We start from the raw sequence: 24,163 nt of genomic DNA on the forward strand, positions 1-24,163 counted from the left end.
GCCGAAAAATCATATTAGAATTAGAGGAGGATAAAATGTCAACACCGGTAATTAAAATAGAAAACTTAGTAAAACGTTATAACGAATTAGTTGCCTTAGATCACTTTAATCTGGAAATTGAACAAGGAGAAATATTTGGGCTTCTTGGACCAAATGGTTCCGGTAAAACAACAACGATTAATTGCATTTTAGCATTATTAAGCTTTGATAAGGGTACAGTCGAAGTGTTTGGAGAAACTATGGCTCCAAACAAATATAAAATAAAGAGAGAGATTGGGATTGTCTTTCAAAATGTGGCGGTATTTAATGAGCTTACCGTTTATGAAAACATTGATTATTTTTGCGGACTTTATATTATGGATAAGAATACTAGAAAACAATATGTAGAGGAAGCGATTGAATTCGCAGGATTAACTGAATTCAAGAAATTTTATCCAAAAAAATTATCAGGAGGTCTTCTAAGAAGATTAAATATTGCCTGTGGAATCGCGCACAAGCCAAAGCTTATTATTATGGATGAGCCAACGGTCGCTGTGGACCCGCAAAGCAGAAATAAAATATTAGAGGGGATACTTGAATTGAATAAAAAGGGAGCAACCATTATCTATACGTCTCATTATATGGAGGAAGTAGAGCAGATTTGTACAAGGATTGCTATTATGGATAAGGGAAGAAATCTGGCAATTGGAACAAAGGAAGAGCTTAAGATGATGATTAAAACGGGAGAGACAATCTCAATGGAGGTTCTGGAGCTAGAGAATAAATATATGGAAGAGATTAGAAAATTAAATCATGTCTATCAGGTAGATTATGCAGATAATAAACTGAATATAAAGTGTAGCAAGGGTAAGCACAATCTAATTCGAATTCTTGATTATTTGCAGCAAAATCAAATTGCTTTCGGAAGAGTTTATTCTGAGCTTCCAACCTTAAATGATGTATTTCTGGAAATAACAGGAAAAGAGCTACGAGACAAGTGATTTATTAGTTGACTTGAGTGCAACTTCACAGATCAAGCGAAAGGAGAAAATTATGTTTATTCAGTTATTGAAATATAAAATTATTAAAATGTTTCGTACCAAGGATGAATTATTTTGGTGTTTGGCTTTTCCTTTAATACTGGGAACCTTGTTTTATATAAGCTTTGGCAAATTATCGGAGAAACAGGAGTCTTTTCAATGCATCAGTATTGCATATATTGAAGATCAGACAAAAAAGGATGAACAGTTTGAAACGGTATTAAATGTATTAAGTGAGGAGGGAGAAGACCAAATGGTTCAGGTTGTAACTAACTCTGAAAATGAAGCGAAAGAACTTCTTTTAAATAAAAAAATTTCAGGAATTATTTATAATACGGAAGAAATATCTTTAACGGTAAATGACTCGGGTATCAATGAAAGTATATTGAAAGAATTTTTAAATCAATATATTCAAAAGAGAGAAACAATAATGAATATTGCAAGAAGTTCTCCAGAAAAGTTGGCACAGTTGCTTGAATCAGAGTCTTCCAATAACAATTCACTTAAGGAAATCAGTTTTACCGATGCTTCTATTGATCCAATGTCAAACTATTTTTATTCTTTAATTGCAATGAGCTGTTTATATGGTTGCTTTGCAGGAATGAGTTCCGCAGTTGATGCTAAGGCTAATTTATCTACTTTAGCAGCAAGAAGAATTGCCGCACCAACAAATAAAATGAAGTTGATTCTGGGAGATTTTTTAGGAGCTGTTCTCGTACAATTTGCCTGTACGATGGTTACATTACTGTATTTACTGTTTGTACTTAAAATAGATTTCGGGCGAAAATTGCCTTATATTGTTGTAACCATTTTAGTTGGATGTATGATTGGTATTGCCAGTGGTTTATTTGCCGGAAGCATAGGGCGGCAGTCTGAAAAGATGAAGTCCTCTATTATATTGACGTTTACTATGGTTGAATGTTTTTTAAGCGGTCTTATGTTTGGAGATATGAAAGACATAATAGAGCATCATGCTCCAATCATTAATCGAATCAACCCGGCTGCTCTAATCGTAGATGCTTTTTACAGTCTAAATATTTATGACACTTATGAAAGATATACAAAGAATTTAGTTAGTATGCTTGTGATTGCAGGGCTTTTGTGTATTGTTAGCTTTTTAGTCATCAGGAGGGAACGCTATGCAAGTATTTAGAGCATATATGAAGATTTTAAAGAAAACAATGCCCAGTCTGTCTATTTATATTATAATATTTCTTTCATTATCCATTTTTCTGTCTGGAAGTGGAAAACAAAGTAAGATAAGTCAGTTTACGAGCAGCAAAGTAAATATTGCAGTAATCAATGAGGACGAAGGGATGCTTGGAGGTGAACTAAAAACTTATTTGGGGACAATCCATAATGTAGTTGAATTAAAAAATGACCGAGAAATATTGCAGGATGAATTATATTTTAGAAATGTGGAATATATCTTATTGATACCAAATGACTTTACAAAGAAGCTCGAGATTGGTGAATCAGAGAATCTGTGCCAGAATGTCAAGGTACCAAGCTCCTATACAGGCAAATATTTGGATTCACAAATAGAGCAGTATATTTCAACCTTAACAATCTATGTCTCCTCTAATATAGATGAAAAGCAGGCAGTTGAAAATACGGCTAGAGATTTGTCGCAGGAAGTCAAAGTTAATTTTCTGAGTCAAAGCGTTAATACGAGCAAATCAGATGATTATTACTATTTTCTATATTTACCTTATGTTTTTACTTCCGTAATCATTTTAAGCATTGGTTCAATCTTAATGACTTTTAACATAAAAGAAATAAATGAACGGAATTTATGTTCTTCTATGCCAATTATTAAGAAAAATTTTCAGCTTGTATTAGGATGCATAATAACTGTAGTGGCAGTCTTTGCTCTCTTTATGTCAGTGGCAATCGGAATATATGGAAATAGCATAAATATAGTAAAAGCAGTGTTTTATATGATAAACGCTATTGCATTTGCTGCGATTGTAACAGGGCTTGGGTATTTAATTAGTGTATTTGTTAATAATTTAAATGTTCTTAATATGATTTCGAATGTACTTGGAATTGGAATGAGCTTTTTGGGAGGAATTTTTGTTCCTCGTGAGGTACTGGGAGATAATGTAGTTATATTTTCAAAATTTATACCTACTTATTGGTATGTGAATGTGATAGAATTGATTCAAAACGTTGAAAGCAATCGTTCACTTATGAATGAGATACTAATTAATATTGGAATTGAAATTCTCTTTGCAATAGCAATTTTTGCAGGTGCACTGGCAGCAACAAGAATTCGAAGTGATGCCAGAAAGCAAATAAGTTAAGAGTAATTCAAATAAAATTCTGTCAAGCGTTCAAATAAAATTCTTGACAAAATGTTAAGTGTATTATTATAATGACTAAATAAGAAAAGGTTTTGAAAAAGAGGAGTAAGAAAACGGACTTAACAGAGAGAACAATCCTTGGGCTGAAAGATTGTTTTAGGAGAAGTTTTTTGAAGGTAGCTTTTGAACCGGACGACTGAAAAGTCAGAGATAGGTTGTCACGCATAATCTGCGTTATCGGATATAAGAGATATACGAATAGTATATAAATAAGGTGGTACCGCGTTTATACGTCCTTTGCATTTGCAAAGGGCGTTTGTTAACGTGTAAAAGCTTTGATTCCTATGAAATAAAAACACAATACGCACGAATGCAAGTGGAAAACGACCACAAATAAAAACAATACCTTTAAAATGAAATGTAATAAGAAAGGAATTTAATAATGGAAAGAAATATTGAAAAAACCTATGATCCGCAAGGGATTGAAAACAAATTATATGAAAAATGGATGAATAAAAAATATTTTCATGCAAAGATGGATCGAAGTAGAAAGCCTTTTACCATCGTAATGCCGCCACCAAATATTACAGGTAAGCTTCATATGGGGCATGCATTAGATAATGCGATGCAGGATATACTAATTCGATATAAGAGAATGCAAGGCTTTAATGCACTTTGGATTCCGGGAACAGACCATGCTGCAATTTCTACAGAAGTAAAGGTTACGAACCAGTTGAAGGAGGAAGGAATTGATAAGAAAGAATTGGGTCGGGAAGGCTTTCTGAAAAGAACTTGGGAATGGAAAGAAGAATATGGCGGAACCATTACATCTCAGCTTAAGAGGATAGGTTCCTCCTGTGATTGGGACAGAGAACGCTTTACTATGGATGAGGGTTGCTCTAAGGCAGTGGAAGAGGTATTTATTAAGTTATATGAAAAAGGTTATATTTATCAGGGAGCTAGAATCATTAACTGGTGTCCGGTATGTAAGACTACGATTTCAGATGCAGAGGTTGAGCATGAGGAGCAGGCAGGACATTTTTGGCATATTAAATACCCAATCGTTGGAAGTGATGATTTTGTTATTGTAGCAACCACAAGACCTGAAACAATGCTTGGAGACAGTGCACTTGCTGTAAATCCAAAGGACGAAAGATATTCAGATTTAATTGGGAAGAACGTTATTTTGCCTTTATTAAATAAAGAAATTCCTGTAATTGCTGATGAATATGTAGATATGGAATTTGGTACAGGAGTTGTAAAAATTACTCCAGCACATGATCCAAACGATTTTGAAGTAGGGAAAAGACATAATTTACCACAGATAAACATATTAAATGATGATGCTACGATAAATGAAAATGGTGGCAAATATGCAGGTATGGATCGCTATGAGGCAAGAAAGCTTATGGTGAGTGAGTTAAAGGAACAAGGGCTTTTAGAAAAGATTGAGGAGCACTCCCATAATGTTGGAACACATGACAGATGTAAAACAACAGTAGAACCACTAATCAAACAGCAATGGTTTGTGAAAATGGAGGAGCTTGCAAAGCCTGCTATTAATGCTTTAAAAACAGGAGAATTAAAATTTGTGCCGGAACGTTTTGATAAGATTTACTTAAACTGGCTTGAGAATATCAGAGACTGGTGTATATCAAGGCAGATTTGGTGGGGGCACAGAATTCCGGCCTACTATTGCCAAAACTGTAAGGAAGTAATAGTTGGAAGAGAAATTCCTAAGATTTGTCCAAAATGTGGATGTAACCATTTCGAACAGGATGAGGATACCTTAGATACTTGGTTTAGTTCAGCATTGTGGCCATTTTCTACTCTGGGCTGGCCAGAAAAAACAAAGGAGCTTGATTATTTCTATCCTACCGATGTTTTGGTAACAGGCTATGATATCATTTTCTTCTGGGTAATTCGAATGGTATTTTCAGGCTTTGAGCATACGGCTCAATCACCATTTCATACGGTATTAATTCACGGCTTAATCAGAGATTCTCAAGGTCGAAAGATGAGTAAATCGTTAGGAAACGGTATTGATCCGTTGGAAGTAATAGATAAATACGGTGCAGACGCCTTAAGATTTACATTGGTAACTGGAAATGCACCGGGTAATGATATGCGTTTTTACTGGGAAAGAGTTGAAGCCAGCAGAAACTTTGCCAATAAGGTTTGGAATGCTTCCAGATTTATTATGATGAATATAAGCAGTACAAAGGCAGAGGAAGTAGACTTAAATACTTTGACCGGTGCGGATAAGTGGATTTTATCTAAAGTGAATAAGCTTGCCGCAGAGGTAACAGCCAATATGGATAAATATGAGCTTGGTATTGCAGTTCAAAAACTTTATGATTTTATATGGGAAGAATTTTGCGATTGGTATATTGAAATGGTGAAGCCAAGGTTATATAATGATGAGGATAGGACAAAAAAAGCAGCTCTTTGGACGCTTAGAACAGTACTGATTCAATCTTTGAAGCTTTTACATCCATTTATGCCATTTATTACAGAAGAAATATTTGTAACAATACAAGAAGAGGAAGAATCGATTATGATTTCTTCTTGGCCGGAATATAATGAAGTATGGAATTTTGAAACAGAGGAAAATGAAGTTGAGTTGATTAAAGCGGCAGTAAGGGGAATACGAAATGTCCGCTCAGAGATGAATGTACCTCCAAGCAAGAAAGCCAAGGTTTTCGTAGTGTCAGAAAGTGAAATAATACGTTCAACATTTGAAAATGGCAAGGTGTTTTTTGCTTCCTTAGGCTATGCAAGTGAGGTTTTAGTGCAAAGCAATAAAACAGGAATAAGTGAGGATGCAGTTTCAACCGTCATACCTGATGCCGTTATCTATATGCCATTTGCGGAACTGATTGATATCGAAAAGGAAATAGAACGATTGAAAAAGGAAGAAAACCATTTAAAGAAGGAGCTGGAAAGAGTAAATGGAATGCTTGGCAATGAGAGATTTGTAAGTAAGGCTCCTGAAGAAAAAATTATTGAAGAAAAAGAAAAATTAGTAAAATACACTCAGATGATGGAACAGGTTAAGATTCGTTTGGAGCAGCTGGAAAAATAGTTATCAAACGAAAGTGCTGTGTTTTTGTGTAAATAAATAGGGGGCATGAAATAGACAATATTCTGTTTTGTGCCTCTTTTTAAGAAAGAGGTATTTACTAATTCGAGGTAAAAAAGTGAACAGAATTAAAGAAATTATTAAAAAAAATGTATATTTTATGAAGGCTTTTAATTTATTAAAAAAATTTACACTGGTTGCATATGGCCTTTTTTCAATTGGAGTTTATTTCTTGATTGAAACCTTTTCAAGGCATTCATTTTTGGAAGCTTTTTTGTTTATGACCAAAAGTCCGCTTATATTCTTTTATAATGCTTTTATGATTTTTACTACATTTACAATTGCATACCTATTTAAAAGGCGTCTTTTTGCGACAACAGTAATTGCAACAATATGGCTTTCAATGGGAATAGCAAACGGCGTTATACTATCTCTTCGTGTAACGCCATTTACGGGTACCGATTTGACCATGGCCGCAAATGCTCTATCCCTAATTAATGCCTATCTTTCAGTGGAACAAATGATTTTAATTTTGGTTATTGCAGTTATTGTATTGCTGTTCATAGCCTATGCATGGTTCAAGCTGCCAAAGCATGCGACGAAAATTAATTATAAAAAAAGTATTGGGATAATCGTAGCAAGTGCAGCCTTGTTAGTTGTATTTACCAAGGTGAATGTGACAACAAGAATTTTAGCAACCTATTTCGGAAATATAGCATTTGCTTATGAAGATTATGGTTTTCCCTATTGTTTTTCTATGAGTGTGTTTGCTACAGGAATTGACTGTCCTAATGAATATTCCGATGAGCTGATGCAAGAAATCAAAAAATCATATTCAAATGATAATGACACTGATACAAACCAAAATACGAGTGATAATCCAAATATAATATTTTTACAGCTTGAATCTTTTTGTGATCCTGAACTCATAAAATATTTAAAATTTTCAGAAGATCCGATTCCTAATTTCAGAAAGCTTCAGGAGGAATACTCCTCAGGCTTTTTAACGGTGCCATCAGTTGGAGCAGGAACGGCAAATACAGAATTTGAAATTATGACTGGTATGAGTCTTAGATATTTTGGACCTGGCGAATATCCATATAAGACGGTCTTAAAGTCTACACCTTGCGAAAGTGCTGCGTATAGCCTGAAGTCATTAGGCTACAAAACACATGCAATTCACAACAATGAGGCTAGCTTCTATGACAGAAAAACAGTATTTGCTAACTTGGGATACGATACCTTTACCTCAGAGGAATATATGAATATAAAAGATTATACCCCAATGGGCTGGGCGAAAGATGATTGTTTGATTGAGCAGATTACAGATGCCTTGGATTCAACCGAGGAAAAGGATTATATTTATACCATTTCTGTACAAGGACACGGTGGATATCCAGATGAACCGGTTTTATCAAATCCTCAAATTGAAGTTTATGGATGTCGAAGTGAGGAAGAAAAAAATTCCTTTACTTATTATATTAATCAAATACATGAGATGGATGAATTTGTAAAGGATTTGGTGGAGGAGCTGTCTTCTAGAGAGGAACCAACTGTTTTGGTTATGTATGGAGATCATCTTCCAACGTTGGGATTAGAAGCATCCCAACTTGTCAATCATTCTCTGTTTCAGACAGAATATGTAATATGGGATAATATGGGACTGGATGTTGTTGATAAGGGAATTACTGCGTATCAGTTGTCTGCATCTGTTTTTGACCGTGTTGGAATACATGAAGGAACTTTAATAAAGTTTCACCAAAATAGAATTGGAACTTCTAATTATCTGGCTGATTTGGATGCACTTCAGTATGATATGCTTTATGGTGAAAAGTATATTTATGGGGGTGAGCTGCCAGTTGCACCTGTTGACCTTAAAATGGGAGTGAAGCAAATACTAATTACGAATGTATCATGTTTAAATAATAGTGTTTATATAACAGGTCAGAATTTTACAAAAGCAAGTAAGGTTTATATTAATGATGAAGAACAGGATACAACAATGATAGACAGTAATACATTAAGAGTCGATGATTTTAATTTAGTGATGGGAGATGTTATAAAAGTCCGTCAGATTAACAGTACATACGGCAGCCTTAGTACATCAAATATCTACATTTCTGAAAAATAATAAAAAATTTATATTTTTTTATTGAAATTGGTTGAAAAAAAAGACAAAAATGGTATAATGTCGGTAAATGGTAAAATGTGCAAAATAATGAGAGGGAGTGGTTAAATGACTGATAAGACTTCGGAGAAGACATATGTTAGAATCAGTAAAGATGAGTTGGAAGCTTATTTATATTTAACATGTCCTGAAGATGGTCATAATTATTCAATAACCGAGCTCCTTAATTTACTGGAAGAAAATAAGATTACATATGGAATATTTCATAGAAGGCTTGAAGAAATAGTAAAAAAAAGAATTTATGATAGAGAAATTCTAATTGCAAAAGGGAATAAGCAAGTAGATGGAGTAGAAGGGCGTTATAGCTTTAATTTTAATACCAATCCTTCAGGAAAACCAGCAATAAGAGAAGATGGGTCAGTTGATTATTGGAGTGTATTTGCTGTTCAAACAGTGGCAGAAGGGGACATAATAGCAGTATATACTCCACCTACTTTAGGAATTCAGGGAAAAACAGTAACAGGTAAAGTGCTTGAACCAAAAAGGGGAAAAGATTTACTTCCACTTAAAGGAAAAGGATTTTTTTGTGCGGAAGACAGGATTACTTATATTTCTGCTATGGATGGGAAAGTAGAATTTCAGAATAATAGAATCATGATTACGAATTTGCTTGAAATTAGTAGCGATTTGGATTTTAACAATGGTAGAATAGATTTTAGAGGAGATGTAGTCATACATGGTGATGTTGAGTGCGGGAGTTATATTAAGTCAGGGGGAAGCGTTACCATTGATGGAAGCGTTGAAGCTACTAGTATAGAAGCAAAAAAGGATGTTATCTTAAGAAAAGGGATGCAAGGCGGAGGAAAGGCCATTCTAAAGGCAGGAGGCAACATATTCGCAAAGTTTATCGAAGGTAGTAAAGTTGATGCAAAGGGCAGTATCCAAGCGGATGTTTTGATGAATTGTGTGGTATCTGCCGGTGAAAGTATAACGATTTCCGGTAAGAAGGCTACTATTATTGGTGGTACAGTAAAGGCAGTTGCAAGTATTGAAGCTCCGATCGTTGGCAATGTTGCTGAAATTACTACTGTTTTGGCTGTAGGAGTTGACGAAGCTGTGAAAGAGAGGATCTCTAAACTTAAGACTGCAATACAAATAATTGATAGTAAATTAAATAATATGAACATAGAATTTATAGCGCTTGATAGTAAGAAAAATGAAGGACCACAGTTTGCCCGGGAAAGAGTAAAGCAAAAGACAATGGAACTGTTAAGAATAAAGATAAAATACATTTCTGACAGAGAAGAATTTAGAAACGAGTTAGCCGAGCTAGAGGAAAAGAATCAAAAGGCTAAAGGCGCTATTATCGAAATTAATAAGTACATATATCCAGGTGTTACAATTAAAGTTAATTCAGCCAGAATGCATATTCAGGAAAAGCAGTATGCTATGAGATATCGTTATGAGGGCGGAGAAGTGGCGATGTATGATATTTATGATAAGTTGAATTCGGAAATATGAGAAAGCAGCAATGCTTTCTTTTTTTGTATCATAGGAAAGACCTTTGGTAACGTAAAAAAGTATTGATTCCTGAAATAAAAACACGGTGCGTACGAAAGTAAAAAGAAGATTTGACAGGAAAGTTTAAGCATATCTAATACTTTTTTAAATATTATATATTAAAAAAACGAAATTTGCTAATAAATGCGACATAATTATCTTGCATATTGTGAACAGTATATTATAATGATAAATAGACTTATACTATAATAGAGTATCAAGCTATAAAATTATTGTTACGGAGTGAAACGATTGAATTACGAAGAGGCAGTAGAGTACATACTTAATATACCAAAGTTTACTAAAAAAAATCCAATGGATAATATTAAAACATTAATGAAAAAATTAGGTAATCCCGAAGAGAGTATGAAAGTGATACATGTAGCAGGAACAAATGGAAAAGGTTCTGTTTGCGCTTTTTTGGCAAGTATATTAAGACAAGCAGGTAAGACCAATGCAATGTTTACTTCGCCGCATCTGATTGAAATAAATGAGAGATTCGAAATCAATGGAAAAAAAGTGACCAATGAAGTGTTTACCGAAACCTTTCATATAGTTATAAATGGTGTAAATCAAATGATAGAAGAGGGATACTCTCACCCTACATTTTTTGAATTTTTATTTGCAATGGCAATGGTTATTTTTAAAAGAGCAAAAGTAGAATATGCTATCTTAGAAACAGGTATGGGAGGCAGATTGGATGCTACCAATGTAATAGATAAGCCAGTAATGACTATTATTACAACAATCGCTTTGGATCATATGCAGATATTGGGAGATACAATAGAAGAGATTGCAAAAGAAAAGGCAGGTATCATTAAGTCTAATGTAGTTGTTGTGTTTGATGGGACAAATGAAGCTGCCAGCCGAGTCATTGAGGAAATTGCCAGTAAAAAAAGATGCAAATATTATAAATTAGTTCATTTTATCGACCAAAATGTAAATGAGAATGAGTTTTGTTACAAAATGAAAGAATTTAGTGATAAAAATATTGATTTTTTACTTAAATATGGGTATTATGGTTGTATTAGAGTTTTGATTGGTATGATTGGGGATTACCAGATGAAAAATGCTTCACTGGCAATCAGGGCAATACAACTTCTGGATGAAGGTATTGAGAATGAAACAATCTTAAAAGGCATAAAACAGACGAAGTGGCCGGGCAGAATGGAACAACTTTTGCCAAATGTTTATCTGGATGGAGCACATAATGAAAATGGGATACAGGAATTCATAAATACAGTGAGGCACTTTAAAAAGGTAGGAAAGGTTTTATTATTTTCAGCATTAGTTGAAAAAGATTATGAACGAATGATAGAAAAGCTATGTAAAGAGTTGCAGTTTGATTTTATCATAGTAACATTACTGAATAATAAAAGGGCTATACCAGTAAAATATTTACAGTTAGAATTTGAAAAGCACACAAAATGCAAGGTATTTGCGATAAAAGATATAGAAGAGGCTTTTAACAAGTTGCTAGAGCTAAAGAGTCAGAATAAAATAGCATTTTGCGCTGGCTCACTATATTTAGTAGGAGAAATTAAAGAGATTGTAAGGAGAATGAATTATGATTAACTTTGAAGAAGAATTAAAAAAATTTCATCCAAGCTTGGAAGTAGAAGACGCTGAGGATGCAATATATAACCACGATTTAACCGATATGACAGATATTCTGAAAATTATGTTAGAGGAAGTAAAAGATAGTAACAGACAGTAACAGATAGATGTATGTGAATAACAAGGTTAGGTGGAGAAAAAATGAAATGTTTTAAATGTGGCTGTGAGCTGTCAGATAAAGATTTTTGTACAAGCTGCGGTGAAGATGTAAGGGTATTTAAAAAAATTATTAAAATTTCAAATATGCATTATAATGATGGTTTGGCAAAGGCGGATGTACGAGATTTATCAGGTGCTGTAATTAGTCTTCGTCAAAGCTTAAAGTTGAATAAAAACAATACTCAGGCAAGAAATCTATTAGGGCTTGTATATTATGAAATGGGTGAAGTAGTTGGTGCTTTAAGTGAATGGGTAATCAGTAAGAATTTAGAGAGCAGTAAAAATATTGCAGGTGATTATATAAGAGCCATTCAATCGAATCCAAACCGTTTAGAGACAATTAATCAGACAATTAAGAAATATAATCAGGCTTTGTTATATTGCAAGCAGGAAAGTGAAGATTTGGCTATCATACAACTTAAAAAGGTGCTGTCGCTAAATCCTAATTTAGTTGCAGGACATCAGTTGATAGCACTATTATATATGAAACATGATGAATATGAGAAAGCTGGCAGGGAATTAAAGAAAGCGCTTAAAATTGATACTACCAATACAACAACGTTACGTTATATGCGTGAGATTGAGCTTATGGTAGAAAAACCTGTTGTCAATAATGCACAAAAAGCTAAGCAAAGAGAAGAAAGAATAAGCTATACTAGCGGTAATGAGACAATTATACAACCGACTGTGTATAAAGAGAATAATGGTATATCAACTGTGATTAATGTAATCATTGGTCTTGCAATTGGCGCGGCGCTAACTGCATTTTTAATATTACCGGCTAAAATTCAGTCCATGCAAAGTGAAGCACAGCAGTCTGTTATTGATTATAGTAATCAGATATCTGCAAAAACTGCAACCATCACTGATTTGCAAGCACAGTTAGATACCGCTAATTCGCAACTAGATGAAAAGTCGAAAGAATTGGAGCAATATGTGGGAGATACAGGTGTGGTGGAAGTTTATCAAAAGTTGCTGATAGCACAGAAAGCTTACAATGATAATGATAAGTTAACGGCTTACGATGCATTATCAGGGATTGATTCTTCTGCCTTAAAGGATGAAAGTTTGAGTATATATGAATCACTATACAGTAATGTTTCAACCACAGCGGCTACGACTTTTTATGATGCTGGTAAGAAAGCTTATCAATCAGGTGATTATGATACAGCAATTGAAAATCTGCTTAAAGTAGTTCAAATGGACGAGACAAATGGTAATGCTTTATATATTTTAGCAAGATCTTATCAAAAGAATGGAGATCAGGAAACAGCAAATCAGTATTTTGAACAGGTAATTGAGAAATTTCCAAATACGGAAATGGCAGCAAATGCTAAGATTAATAAACATTAGTAATTTACAACCGATAAATGAAATATTGTAAAACTACTCAGGTAGTAAAAGATATTCTTAACATTAGTTTAGGAATATCTTTTTTTACATATAAGTTACCTATCTTAACGTAAATCTTTATTCACATATAAAATAAGGGGGCTAAGAAAATGGATCAAAATTTCATTGTAAAAGGAACGTGCATGTTTGTAAAATTACCAGAGGATTTAGACTGTAAAAATGCTGCAAAAATCAGAAATGAATCGGACAAAATAATGGAAAATGAAAATATTAAAAATATTATATTTGATTTTAAAAATACTAACTTTATGGATAGTACAGGAATCGGGGTTATAATGGGCAGATATAAAAATATAAAATTAGTGGGTGGGAATGTGTCGGCAGTAAATGTAAATTCCACGATAGAGAAGATGTTAACACTTTCAGGTATACATAAGCTGATTAGCATAAATGAAGTATCTGGATTAAAAATGCCAGTTAAATAGGGGGACAACATAATGAAGAGTACGAATAAAATGAAGATTGAATTCGATAGTAATACCAATAATATTGGGTTTGCCAGGGTTTCCGTGGCTGCTTTTCTTACTCAACTTAATCCGACACTTGAAGAGGTTGCAGATGTAAAAACTGCAGTGTCGGAAGCTGTTACCAATGCAGTAATTCATGGATATGACAAGCTTGCAGGTTATATAGAGCTAACCAGCGTTTTGGAGGAGGATACAATTACTATTACCATTGTGGATAAAGGAAAAGGAATAGAAGATGTAAATAAGGCAATGGAGCCACTCTTTACAACTAAGTCTGAGAATGAACATTCAGGGATGGGTTTTATGTTTATGCAGGCTTTTATGGACGAAGTAGATGTTAAATCGTTGGTCGGTGAAGGTACTACTGTAATCATGAAGAAACGGATAGGATGTGAAAGAATATAAATGGAGCATACAATCGCGCTAATTGAGAAATCACACCAAGGGGATAAAAAGGCGAGAGATATGCTGGTAGAGGAAAACATGGGCCTTGTATGGAGCATTGTAAAACGTTTCGTAGGGCGTGGACATGAACAAGAAGATTTGTTTCAGATTGGAAGCATTGGTTTAATTAAAGCTATTGATAAATTTGATACATCATATGAAGTAAAATTTTCTACCTATGCGGTTCCAATGATTAGCGGAGAAATAAAACGCTTTTTAAGAGATGATGGGATGGTTAAGGTATCAAGGTCATTAAAGGAAAATGGTTATAAAATAAGACAAGCAACGCAAAGTATATCACATGAAATGGGAAGAGAAGCTACAATTGAAGAATTGGCAGCAGCTACAGAACTATCGGCAGAAGATATTGTTATGGCTATGGATGCAAGTGTGGAGGTAGAATCCATATACAAAACAGTTTATCAGGGTGAGGGCACTCAGATTAGTCTGGTAGACAAGTTGGAAGAAAAAAATGATGAGCAGGAGAAGCTATTAGACCATATGCTGTTGGAACAATTATTAGAAATATTGGATGAAAAAGAAAAAAAACTAATCATACTGAGATATTATCAGGATAAAACACAGATGGAGGTAGCAAAGGTACTTGGAATCAGTCAAGTGCAGGTTAGTAGAATGGAGAAAAAAATATTGCTTAGAATGAGGCAGACGCTGTTGATTTAAGCATAAAACTATTTTTTAAAACTATGTATATTTTATTTAGTGTAAGTAATACTAATGGTAAACATAGTAAAGGAAAGTGATTTTATGGAATATGAAAAATTAAGAAAATGGCTGATTTGTACACTTATTATATCACTAATAGCAATTTCAGTTTACTACGTATACTTTTTAAATAGCGAGACAACGATTACTGATGGAACGCTGGTTAAAAATCAGATTTGGGAAGTTGGAATGATTTATGAGTGATATTTTGTACTTAAAAGCAGAAAGAAGTATCAAAATAGAAAATAAGGAAGTGAAAATAAAAAATATTGCAAAAATCGAATGCACAAATTGCCAAATACTTAATAAAGTAAAGGAGTTAATAATACTTACGATAAAGGATAAAACAAATAATAAGTACGTAATTTCTGTCTTAAAAATTATTGAGCTGATTCACGGCATATATCCAGAGCTTGAAATCAACAATGTGGGTGAAATGGATTTTGTGATTGAATATGTACAACAAAAAAAGAATCTACTGCTTGAATATATTGAAGTTTTGCTTATTTGTCTTATTGTATTTACCGGAGCAGCATTTACAATTATGACTTTTAATAATGATGTAGCGGTAGAACGATTGTTTGCACAGGTTTACAGTATCATTATGAATGAAAAAACTTCAGGTTTTACAATTCTTGAAATGAGCTATTCAATTGGACTTGGAGCAGGGATACTGGTTTTTTATAATCACATAGGAGGAAGAAAGTTGACGACTGATCCAACTCCGATTCAAGTTGAAATGAGAATATATGAAGATGAAGTTAATACAGCTTTAATTAAAAATTACACAAGAGAGGATAAGCGTATTGATGTTAGCTAAGCAGCTCATGCTGATCTTGTATGGACTAGGAAGCGGTATTGCGGTTTCAGCAGGCACTTTCGCAGCAATTGCCGGAATTGGTGTAATTCCTAGATTTGCAGATAGAACGCACACTGCTAAGTATCTGTTATGGTATGAAAACAGTGCCATTTTGGGTGGAATCATTGGAAATATAATCTATATTTATCATATTAGAATTCCCGGAAAAGTAATAACATTAGCGGTATTTGGTTATTGTTCCGGTATTTTTGTAGGTTGTATGGTAATGGCATTAGCAGAGATATTAAATGTTATCCCGATTTTTACTAGAAGAGTAAAGCTGGCAAAAGGTTTAAGCTTTATTATAATTTCAATAGCACTTGGTAAAATAACAGGCTCATGGCTGCAATTTTTATATGGATGGTAGGAGAAAGAATATGGATGAAGCAAAAAAGAAACAATACAATCAATATGTCAATGAGATAACTCCAAAACATAATTTGGTGTTAAATATGGTAAAAGCATTTATTACAGGAGGAATTATATGCACAATTGGTCAGGCAATTATCAATTTTTGCATGGCACATAATATGGATGAACAAACGTCAGGGTCATGGACTACATTACTATTAATATTTGCCAGTGTCGTACTAACCGGATTTAATATATTTCCTCAGATTGCAAAGTTTGGAGGTGCCGGAGCATTGGTTCCGATTACAGGATTTGCCAATTCAGTTGCTTCGCCAGCGATTGAATTTAAAAAAGAAGGACAAGTATTTGGAATTGGCTGCAAAATATTTACTATTGCAGGGCCGGTAATTTTATATGGAATCTGTACGTCGTCGTTGTTAGGATTCGTTTATTATATAATATCTAGGCTTTAGTCTATGAATTTATGAAGTGTGGATAAAAAGGTGATTTATATTTGAATTAAGAAGGGATAGTGAGTTCATGTCAAATATTCTTGGAAAGCAAAGCTTAAAGTTTGAAGTCCCTCCCTATATTATAGGAACGGCTAATATAGTTGGGAAAAAGGAAGGAGAGGGCCCATTAGGAAAACTGTTTGATGTAGTAGGGGAAGATGATTTGTTTGGAGAAGAAACTTGGGAAGAAGCAGAGAGTAGTATGCAGAATAAGGCAGCTAGTTGGGCAATTGACAATGCAAAATTAACCAAAGATCAAATAAGATATATTTTTGCCGGAGATTTACTGGGACAGACAATCGCAACTTCGTTTGGACTTTTGAATTTTAATGTTCCGCTCTTTGGATTATATGGAGCGTGCTCCACGGCAGGAGAATCACTTTCACTAGCAGCAATGACTGTTGCAGCGGGCTATGCAGAAAATGTACTTGCTGTAACATCCAGTCATTTTGCAAGCGCAGAAAAACAATTTCGATATCCGTTGGAATATGGAAATCAAAGACCACTTGCGGCAAGTTGGACAGTGACTGGAAGCGGAGCATTTATTGTAAGCAGCAAACAGGGAAAGATTAAAATATCAGGTATTACAACAGGAAAAATCATTGATTATGGAATTAAAGATTCTATGAATATGGGAGCAGCAATGGCACCTGCTGCCTGTGATACAATATATCAAAATTTAATGGATTTTAGCTTTCAACCGGAGGATTATGATAAAATTGTTACGGGCGATTTGGGTTACATTGGAAGTGACATTTTAATTGACTTATTAAAGGAAAAAGGTTTTGATATTTCCATACAGCATATGGATTGCGGGAAAAAAATATTTGATCAGAAAACACAGGATACTCATGCTGGTGGCAGCGGCTGTGGCTGCTCGGCAGCTACACTGAGCGCGTACCTTCTAAAGGAAATAGAAATGGGTAACTTGAAAAGGATATTGTTTGTGCCGACCGGAGCACTTTTGTCAACCGTAAGTTTTAACGAAGGACAAAGCGTACCTGGAATTGCACATGGTGTCATAATTGAAAGATGTGAATAATTTGACAAAAAGGCAGAAATTTCTGTCTTTTTTTGCTTTGCAACTCACGTTTAACTGACAACTTTATCGTTGTCAAGAACAAAGTTATAGAGTATAATAATTCATAACGTAAAATCTAAGGAGGTAAGTAAATGTATTCTTTTGATGAAATAAAAAATACAGATACAGAAGTTGCTAATGCGATTAGTGCTGAAATGGAGAGACAAAACAGTCATATTGAATTAATCGCTTCAGAAAACTGGGTAAGCAAAGCTGTTATGGCGGCAATGGGAAGTCCGTTGACCAATAAATATGCAGAAGGATATCCGGGAAAGAGATATTATGGCGGATGTGAATGTGTCGATATAGTAGAAACACTTGCGATTGAAAGAGCGAAAAAGTTATTTAACTGTGAGTATGCTAATGTTCAGGCTCATTCAGGCGCACAGGCTAATATGGCAGTATTTTTTGCAATGCTAAGGCCTGGTGACACGGTTATGGGAATGAACCTGGATCATGGCGGACATTTGACACACGGAAGCCCTGTTAATATGTCAGGCAGCTACTTTAAAATAGTTCCTTATGGGGTAAATGACGAAGGCTTTATCGATTATGATAAGTTAAGAGAGATTGCATTGGAAGCAAAGCCCAAAATGATTATTGCTGGAGCTAGTGCCTATGCACGTACGATAGATTTCAAAAAATTTAGAGAGGTTGCAGATGAGGTTGGCGCTTATTTAATGGTTGATATGGCTCATATAGCCGGTTTAGTTGCAACTGGTCTTCATCCAAGCCCAATTCCATATGCTCATGTAGTAACATCAACAACACATAAGACATTGCGTGGTCCTAGAGGTGGACTGATTTTATCTAGTGAAGAGGTTAATAAGCAATTCAACTTTAATAAAGCAATTTTCCCAGGTATTCAGGGAGGACCATTGATGCATGTGATAGCAGGAAAAGCAGTTTGTTTTAAAGAAGCGTTAGAAGACAGCTTTAAGATATATCAGCAAAATATAATTGATAATGCGCAGTCCCTTTGCAAAGGATTAATGAGCAGAGGAATCAAGATTGTTTCGGGTGGTACCGATAATCACTTAATGCTTGTGGATTTGACAAATACCAGCTTAACAGGTAAAGAAGTAGAAAAACTCTTAGATTTAGCTAACATAACATGTAATAAAAATACAATTCCAAATGATCCTCAGTCACCTTTTGTTACAAGTGGTATCAGACTTGGAACACCAGCAGTTACCTCACGTGGGTTAAATACAAAAGATATGGATGTTATTGCTGAGGCGATTTCACTCATGATTTTAGATGGACAAGCAAATTGTGATCGGGCAAAAACCTTAGTAAAAGAACTGACAGATAAATATCCGTTATTATAAAATAAATTAGATATATGGGGAGAGTGCGGTTTTTAATTTTCTATAGAAAACTTAGGTTTTCTATAGAGAAAAATCGTTTTAGACATTAAACTTGTTGAAAAAGCTTTAAGGACAGGAGTATAACTAATGATAACAATAAGTGTATGTATGATAGTGAAAAACGAGGGAGCTGTATTGGAAAGATGTTTAGAATCTTTGTTGCCTATAGCAGACGAGATTGTTATTGTTGATACAGGTTCCACAGATAAGACGAAAGAAATAGCTGCGCGCTATACAGATAAAATTTATGATTATGAGTGGCAGAATGATTTTGCTCATGCAAGAAATTATTCCTTTTCAAAGGCTCAAATGGAATACATTTATACTGCTGATGCGGATGAATATCTTGATCGAGTAAATATAGAAAGATTTCTAACCTTAAAAAGAGCAATGCTTTTAGAGATAGAAATTGTACAAATGAAATATACGAATCAGCTTCAATATGGAACTACATATAATTACGAAACGGAATACCGACCGAAGCTTTTTAAAAGGCTTCGGGAATTTGTATGGATAAATCCAATTCACGAAACCGTTAATCTAGAGCCAATTATTTTTGACAGTGATATCGAAGTGATTCATATGCCGGTTAAATCTCATGCAACGAGAGATTTCAGCAACATTTTAAAGATAATAGAAAGTGGAAGAAAGCTTTCTAAGAAGCTGTTTATTATGTATGCTAAGGAATTATTTATAGCAGGAAGTGATCAGGATTTTCTAAATGCTAAAAATTACTTTGAATGTTCCCTTGAGGAAGAGACAAAAGGTGTAGAGGAATTAAAGGCGGCTCAGTGTGTACTAACTAAGTGCGCGAGGCTAACCAAGGATTATAATATGATATTGAAAAACAGCCTTAAAAATATTGCCGATGGTAAAGCGAGTGCTGAAGTGTGCTATGAAATCGGTGAATACTTTTATGAAGTAGAGGATTATATTGAAGCGGCGATTTGGTTTTATAATGCTGCATTTGAAACTGAATGTGAATTAAATATACATTATGCAGGGGATTATCCATTAAAACGATTAACAGAAGTTTATCGGATTCTTGGAAATTATTCGTTAGAAGAAGAATATGCAAGACTTTTGGATGAATGGATACTTCCGCAAAGTCCAGATGTATAATAAAATATAGAAATATAAATAAGAGTACCTGAGCTATTGTTAAGCAGCATAGGGGAAGAATAAATGTAAAGGAAGTAGGGTGCTGATTGGAAACAAATCAAGTGAAAATAAAAAAGAAACCAGTGAAAAAAAAACAGCCGGTCATTCAGGTAAGAAATTTGTTTAAAGTATATTCGATTGGTCAAAATAAAGTATTTGCACTAAACGGAGTTGATTTAAATATTTATCGCGGTGAGTTTTGTTCGATCGTGGGTACCTCCGGTTCCGGTAAATCTACACTGCTTAATATGCTTGCAGGACTGGAAAAGCCAACGAAAGGAAAGATTGTAATAGCTGGAAGCCATATTGAGAAGCTGAATGAAAATCAACTGGTTAAATTCAGAAGAGAAAGAGTAGGATTTATTTTTCAATCCTTTAATTTATTACCAACGATGAATGCACAGGAAAATGTTGCATTACCTCTTACGTTTAGAGGGACTGACAAAAAGTGGAGGTTAAAAAAGGCAGAGACTATGCTTGATTTAGTAGGATTATCAGAGCATAAGAAGCACAAGCCGATGCAAATGTCAGGGGGGCAGCAGCAAAGAGTGGGTGTTGCCAGAGCATTAGTGGTAGAACCTGAAATTATTTTTGCTGACGAGCCAACCGGTAATTTAGATTCCAATACATCCGCTGAGATGATGGAGCTAATGAGAAAAATTGTCAAGGAGCAAAACCGAACATTAGTTATGGTTACACATGATAATCATTTGGCAGGTTTTGCGGATCGAATTTTTCATATAAGAGATGGCAAAATAGTTAAAATTGAGGAGAAAGTGAAATGTATGGAGGAACAGGGAGAATGAAAAAGTTAAGTAAATTATTATTGATCTTGTTATGTTGTATTATGTTATCTCCTATATCAGCTTATGCAACGTCTGCTACCAGTACTGAAACAAATTCATCGAACTCTATAAATGAAGATACCAGTACCTCTAGCAATACAGATAGCAGCAGTGATACAGACAGCAGCAGTGATACAGATAGCAGCAGTGATACAGACAGCACTAGTGATACAGACAGCAGTGATACAGACAGTACCTCAAGCGATAGTGATGACACTACAACAGATGTGAATTCCAAAATAATGCTCTGTGATAACTGGCAGATTCCAACTGTAACATATGGTCAGACTGTAAATATTGTATTACCTCTGGTTAATATGGACAAGTATGACATTACCAATGTTATCATAACTCCTGAAATATCAACTGAGACATCCTCTTTTCCTTTTGAAATAGAAAAGACGGGATATGTAGCCCAGTTGACGGAATTATTAGGTAGTAATTATAATGAAGATCCGTTGGAAAGGCGTCAGGAGGTAACCTATACATTTAAGGCAAGAGATGATATTACAACCGGTTATTATGCATTGAATTTTGATGCTATATTTACAAATGTCAATGGAACGCAGGAAACAGCAACAATAACTACTTATGTCAAAACAGTAGGGAAAAAGGGTTCAGGAAGCTCAAATAACACATCTGTTCCAAGAATAATTATCACAGGATTTGAAACAAATCCAGAAAACGTACAGGCAGGAGAAGATTTTACATTAACTTTGCATGTAAAGAATACATCAACAAATACTGATGTGTCGAATATAAAATGTGATTTAGAGGCAACAGCAGACGGAACGGATGAAAATGCAGTAACTCAGGCATTTTTACCAAAGCAGGGCTCAAGTACGATTTTTATTGAAAACGTAACAAAGGGTTCAACTCAAGACATCTCAATTGACATGAATGCAAAAGCAAGTTTAACACAAAAGCCATATGTACTTAATGTTAAGATGGAGTATGAAGATGAATCTTGTAATCAGTTTACTTCTGAGGCTAATGTCTCTATTCCGGTGCTACAGGCAGCAAGATTTGACATCAGTGATCCTGAAGTTATGCCTGCAAGTGTACAAGTTGGTTCGGAATCCAATATTATGTTTAGTATTTATAATACAGGAAAAACAATTATGTATAATGTCAGCGTTAAATTTGAAGCGGATTCAATCAGCGGTGGAGATACTTATGTTGGCAAAATACAAACAGGCGAAACGGGTAATGTGGATGCTATGGTAACAGCCCAGGCTCCTTCAACGGATGATGGAACAGTAAAGGTTTTAATTACTTATGAAGATGAATCAGGAAATCCAACTACGGTCGAGAAAACCTTGAATCTTACTGTAACCGAGGTGGATACAAGTACAGAGGATGATTTTGATGAAGATTTAATGGGAGAAGAGGAATATGATACAAATAAATCACCCATTGGTATCATCATAGTGATTATATTAATCGTTGCTTTTAGTGCAGGAACAGTAGTCTTTTTAAAGTTAAGAAAGAAGAAAAAAGCTGCAGAGATAGAAAACGATTTGATGTCTGAAATAGATGATGTGTATGAAGATGATATAGATAGTGTTTATGAAGCTGATGATGAAGCAATTGAAAGTGACCAAATGCCTGAGAACGACGAAGCAACACAAAGTCAAACAAAAGAATCGCCTCAGAAAGAGGGTGACGATGATGAGATTTCTTGATTTATTGCAAATGAGTGTAATGAATCTGTGGAGAAGAAAGCTAAGAACCGTGCTGACCGTATTAGGAGTTGTAATTGGAACGGCATCCATTGTAGTCATGCTGTCTCTTGGCTTTGGTCTGGATAAATCTGCAATGGAGCAGATTAAAGAATCAGGAGGCTTAACAACAATAAGTGTGACTTATGATGGAGAAAGTTCATCTACCAGTACTTCAAGCTCAAGTGATGCTCTTAATGCAACAGATATCAATGCGAACACATCCTCAGATTCATTACAGCTAGATGATGAAGCAGTGGAAGAGATTGGTAAATTGGAGCATGTGGTAGTTGCTTCTCCAATACTTAACTTTTCAGCAGTAGCAAGACAAGGGATTTACGAGGGATATTTAAATCTTGTTGGAATGACTGTTGAGGCTTTGGAACAGATGAATATACCTCTGATATCAGGAACATTACCTCAAAAGGGAGATGAACTAAAGTTTGTATTTGGAAATCAGGTAATAGGAGATTTTTATAATAGGAAAACAGAGGAGGGCTATTGGGAGACAGGAGAATTGCCTGACGTAGATTTAGTTAATACATCTTTATTTGTTATCTTTGATACGGATGCTTATTATAGCGCTCAAAATGGAGAAGGTGCTTCACCTAAAAAATATATTGTTAATGGCAGTGCATTAGTAGAGGGAGACATGGAGGAATATAATGATTTTTCATATAATACCTATGTTGATATTGAGGCACTCAAGACCCAATTGAAGAAAGTCTTTAAAGGAAAGGCAATACCCGGACAACCTTCAACAAAAAGTGGTAAATCTTATGGTAAATTTGAATACTCACAGGCCTATGTTAAAGTAGATGAGATGAATAATGTTTTGACAGTACAAAAACAAATCAAGGAAATGGGGTTTGAAGCTACAAGTAACGCAGAATATTTAAAGACAATGCAAAAACAGTATCGGTCTATTCAGGCAGTACTAGGAGGTATTGGAGCAGTTTCTCTTTTTGTAGCAGCAATTGGTATTGCAAATACAATGATGATGTCAATTTATGAGAGAACAAAAGAAATAGGTATTATCAAGGTATTGGGTTGCGGACTGAGTAATATTAGAACTATGTTTTTGGCAGAAGCAGCATTTATAGGTTTTATTGGAGGATTTTTTGGATTAATACTTAGTTATCTGATATCCTTTATCATAAATAAATTTCTAGCAGGTATGTATGGCTATACAGATACACAAACATTATCCTATATTCCGCTATGGTTACCTTTGGTTGCTTTGGTATTTGCAATATTGGTTGGTATGCTTGCAGGTTTTTTCCCTGCGCTTAGAGCAATGAAATTGAGTCCTTTGGCAGCAATTAGAAATGAATAGAAGGAGAGT

22 protein-coding genes and 1 other annotated feature are annotated in these 24,163 nt (G+C 34.6%); all 22 genes read left to right on the forward strand.

Annotated features, from left to right (window positions below; genetic code table 11):
• Positions 1 to 35 precede the first annotated feature (35 nt).
• A complete protein-coding gene (locus tag C8E03_RS18620; protein WP_094376556.1) occupies positions 36 to 980 on the forward strand; it encodes an ABC transporter ATP-binding protein in 945 nt (314 codons plus the stop codon).
• 52 nt (positions 981 to 1,032) lie between these two features.
• Complete coding sequence (locus C8E03_RS18625; protein WP_094376555.1) at positions 1,033 to 2,172, forward strand: ABC transporter permease; 1,140 nt, start codon at positions 1,033 to 1,035, stop codon at positions 2,170 to 2,172.
• A complete protein-coding gene (locus C8E03_RS18630) occupies positions 2,159 to 3,325 on the forward strand; it encodes an ABC transporter permease (protein WP_110291817.1) in 1,167 nt (388 codons plus the stop codon). Before C8E03_RS18625 ends, C8E03_RS18630 begins: the two co-directional genes overlap by 14 nt.
• Before the next feature lie 83 nt (positions 3,326 to 3,408).
• Positions 3,409 to 3,626 (forward strand) — a binding site (T-box leader).
• A gap of 141 nt (positions 3,627 to 3,767) precedes the next feature.
• On the forward strand, positions 3,768 to 6,410 hold the full coding sequence (locus tag C8E03_RS18635) for a valine--tRNA ligase (protein WP_110291818.1): 2,643 nt from the start codon (positions 3,768 to 3,770) through the stop codon (positions 6,408 to 6,410).
• A 115-nt stretch (positions 6,411 to 6,525) separates the two neighbouring features.
• On the forward strand, positions 6,526 to 8,538 hold the full coding sequence (locus tag C8E03_RS18640; RefSeq protein WP_094376552.1) for an LTA synthase family protein: 2,013 nt from the start codon (positions 6,526 to 6,528) through the stop codon (positions 8,536 to 8,538).
• A 105-nt stretch (positions 8,539 to 8,643) separates the two neighbouring features.
• Positions 8,644 to 10,056, forward strand: a complete 1,413-nt coding sequence (locus C8E03_RS18645; protein WP_094376551.1) for a DUF342 domain-containing protein — start codon at positions 8,644 to 8,646, stop codon at positions 10,054 to 10,056.
• 291 nt (positions 10,057 to 10,347) lie between these two features.
• Positions 10,348 to 11,670, forward strand: coding sequence for a bifunctional folylpolyglutamate synthase/dihydrofolate synthase (locus C8E03_RS18650; RefSeq protein WP_094376550.1), 1,323 nt, complete (start codon positions 10,348 to 10,350; stop codon positions 11,668 to 11,670).
• Positions 11,663 to 11,812 carry a hypothetical protein gene (locus C8E03_RS22100; protein WP_170123065.1) on the forward strand — a complete coding sequence of 50 codons (150 nt, stop codon included), beginning with the start codon at positions 11,663 to 11,665 and terminating at the stop codon, positions 11,810 to 11,812. The genes C8E03_RS18650 and C8E03_RS22100 overlap by 8 nt, the downstream gene beginning before the upstream one ends.
• A gap of 41 nt (positions 11,813 to 11,853) precedes the next feature.
• Complete coding sequence (locus tag C8E03_RS18655; protein WP_110291819.1) at positions 11,854 to 13,224, forward strand: tetratricopeptide repeat protein; 1,371 nt, start codon at positions 11,854 to 11,856, stop codon at positions 13,222 to 13,224.
• Between the two features lie 149 nt (positions 13,225 to 13,373).
• Positions 13,374 to 13,709: an STAS domain-containing protein gene (locus C8E03_RS18660; RefSeq protein WP_094376548.1), complete on the forward strand. Its 336-nt coding sequence runs from the start codon at positions 13,374 to 13,376 to the stop codon at positions 13,707 to 13,709.
• Positions 13,710 to 13,721: 12 nt separating this feature from the next.
• Complete coding sequence (spoIIAB, locus tag C8E03_RS18665; RefSeq protein ID WP_094376547.1) at positions 13,722 to 14,156, forward strand: anti-sigma F factor; 435 nt, start codon at positions 13,722 to 13,724, stop codon at positions 14,154 to 14,156.
• Entirely contained in the window at positions 14,157 to 14,876 is a 720-nt protein-coding gene (gene sigF, locus C8E03_RS18670) for an RNA polymerase sporulation sigma factor SigF (RefSeq protein ID WP_094376546.1), read from the forward strand.
• 84 nt (positions 14,877 to 14,960) lie between these two features.
• Positions 14,961 to 15,122 carry a hypothetical protein gene (locus C8E03_RS22105; RefSeq protein ID WP_170123066.1) on the forward strand — a complete coding sequence of 54 codons (162 nt, stop codon included), beginning with the start codon at positions 14,961 to 14,963 and terminating at the stop codon, positions 15,120 to 15,122.
• Entirely contained in the window at positions 15,115 to 15,738 is a 624-nt protein-coding gene (locus tag C8E03_RS18675; RefSeq protein WP_094376545.1) for a stage V sporulation protein AA, read from the forward strand. The genes C8E03_RS22105 and C8E03_RS18675 overlap by 8 nt, the downstream gene beginning before the upstream one ends.
• On the forward strand, positions 15,728 to 16,144 hold the full coding sequence (locus C8E03_RS18680; RefSeq protein ID WP_110291820.1) for a stage V sporulation protein AB: 417 nt from the start codon (positions 15,728 to 15,730) through the stop codon (positions 16,142 to 16,144). Before C8E03_RS18675 ends, C8E03_RS18680 begins: the two co-directional genes overlap by 11 nt.
• 10 nt (positions 16,145 to 16,154) lie before the next feature.
• Positions 16,155 to 16,601 carry a SpoVA/SpoVAEb family sporulation membrane protein gene (locus C8E03_RS18685; protein ID WP_094376543.1) on the forward strand — a complete coding sequence of 149 codons (447 nt, stop codon included), beginning with the start codon at positions 16,155 to 16,157 and terminating at the stop codon, positions 16,599 to 16,601.
• Positions 16,602 to 16,668: 67 nt separating this feature from the next.
• Complete coding sequence (spoVAD, locus tag C8E03_RS18690; RefSeq protein ID WP_094376542.1) at positions 16,669 to 17,682, forward strand: stage V sporulation protein AD; 1,014 nt, start codon at positions 16,669 to 16,671, stop codon at positions 17,680 to 17,682.
• Between the two features lie 131 nt (positions 17,683 to 17,813).
• Positions 17,814 to 19,052: a serine hydroxymethyltransferase gene (gene glyA / locus C8E03_RS18695; protein ID WP_110291821.1), complete on the forward strand. Its 1,239-nt coding sequence runs from the start codon at positions 17,814 to 17,816 to the stop codon at positions 19,050 to 19,052.
• A gap of 126 nt (positions 19,053 to 19,178) precedes the next feature.
• Entirely contained in the window at positions 19,179 to 20,213 is a 1,035-nt protein-coding gene (locus C8E03_RS18700) for a glycosyltransferase family 2 protein (protein WP_110291822.1), read from the forward strand.
• Positions 20,214 to 20,299: 86 nt separating this feature from the next.
• Entirely contained in the window at positions 20,300 to 21,058 is a 759-nt protein-coding gene (locus tag C8E03_RS18705; RefSeq protein ID WP_242993649.1) for an ABC transporter ATP-binding protein, read from the forward strand.
• Entirely contained in the window at positions 21,055 to 22,782 is a 1,728-nt protein-coding gene (locus C8E03_RS18710; protein WP_170123067.1) for a COG1361 S-layer family protein, read from the forward strand. The genes C8E03_RS18705 and C8E03_RS18710 overlap by 4 nt, the downstream gene beginning before the upstream one ends.
• Positions 22,769 to 24,154: an ABC transporter permease gene (locus tag C8E03_RS18715; RefSeq protein WP_110291835.1), complete on the forward strand. Its 1,386-nt coding sequence runs from the start codon at positions 22,769 to 22,771 to the stop codon at positions 24,152 to 24,154. Before C8E03_RS18710 ends, C8E03_RS18715 begins: the two co-directional genes overlap by 14 nt.
• Positions 24,155 to 24,163 lie beyond the last annotated feature (9 nt).

The sequence above is a fragment of the Lachnotalea glycerini genome (assembly GCF_003201285.1).
Taxonomy (GTDB): domain Bacteria; phylum Bacillota; class Clostridia; order Lachnospirales; family Lachnospiraceae; genus Lachnotalea; species Lachnotalea glycerini.

Excerpts from the sequence above, each read along its gene's own strand:
- C8E03_RS18620 (WP_094376556.1), top strand. The coding sequence starts at position 36 with ATGTCAACACCGGTAATTAAAATAGAAAACTTAGTAAAACGTTATAAC.
- C8E03_RS18625 (WP_094376555.1), top strand. The coding sequence starts at position 1,033 with ATGTTTATTCAGTTATTGAAATATAAAATTATTAAAATGTTTCGTACC.
- C8E03_RS18630 (WP_110291817.1), top strand. The coding sequence starts at position 2,159 with ATGCAAGTATTTAGAGCATATATGAAGATTTTAAAGAAAACAATGCCC.
- C8E03_RS18635 (WP_110291818.1), top strand. The coding sequence starts at position 3,768 with ATGGAAAGAAATATTGAAAAAACCTATGATCCGCAAGGGATTGAAAAC.
- C8E03_RS18645 (WP_094376551.1), top strand. The coding sequence starts at position 8,644 with ATGACTGATAAGACTTCGGAGAAGACATATGTTAGAATCAGTAAAGAT.
- C8E03_RS22100 (WP_170123065.1), top strand. The coding sequence starts at position 11,663 with ATGATTAACTTTGAAGAAGAATTAAAAAAATTTCATCCAAGCTTGGAA.
- C8E03_RS18655 (WP_110291819.1), top strand. The coding sequence starts at position 11,854 with ATGAAATGTTTTAAATGTGGCTGTGAGCTGTCAGATAAAGATTTTTGT.
- C8E03_RS18660 (WP_094376548.1), top strand. The coding sequence starts at position 13,374 with ATGGATCAAAATTTCATTGTAAAAGGAACGTGCATGTTTGTAAAATTA.
- spoIIAB (WP_094376547.1), top strand. The coding sequence starts at position 13,722 with ATGAAGAGTACGAATAAAATGAAGATTGAATTCGATAGTAATACCAAT.
- sigF (WP_094376546.1), top strand. The coding sequence starts at position 14,157 with ATGGAGCATACAATCGCGCTAATTGAGAAATCACACCAAGGGGATAAA.
- C8E03_RS22105 (WP_170123066.1), top strand. The coding sequence starts at position 14,961 with ATGGAATATGAAAAATTAAGAAAATGGCTGATTTGTACACTTATTATA.
- C8E03_RS18675 (WP_094376545.1), top strand. The coding sequence starts at position 15,115 with ATGAGTGATATTTTGTACTTAAAAGCAGAAAGAAGTATCAAAATAGAA.
- C8E03_RS18680 (WP_110291820.1), top strand. The coding sequence starts at position 15,728 with ATGTTAGCTAAGCAGCTCATGCTGATCTTGTATGGACTAGGAAGCGGT.
- C8E03_RS18685 (WP_094376543.1), top strand. The coding sequence starts at position 16,155 with ATGGATGAAGCAAAAAAGAAACAATACAATCAATATGTCAATGAGATA.
- spoVAD (WP_094376542.1), top strand. The coding sequence starts at position 16,669 with ATGTCAAATATTCTTGGAAAGCAAAGCTTAAAGTTTGAAGTCCCTCCC.
- glyA (WP_110291821.1), top strand. The coding sequence starts at position 17,814 with ATGTATTCTTTTGATGAAATAAAAAATACAGATACAGAAGTTGCTAAT.
- C8E03_RS18700 (WP_110291822.1), top strand. The coding sequence starts at position 19,179 with ATGATAACAATAAGTGTATGTATGATAGTGAAAAACGAGGGAGCTGTA.
- C8E03_RS18710 (WP_170123067.1), top strand. The coding sequence starts at position 21,055 with ATGAAAAAGTTAAGTAAATTATTATTGATCTTGTTATGTTGTATTATG.
- C8E03_RS18715 (WP_110291835.1), top strand. The coding sequence starts at position 22,769 with ATGAGATTTCTTGATTTATTGCAAATGAGTGTAATGAATCTGTGGAGA.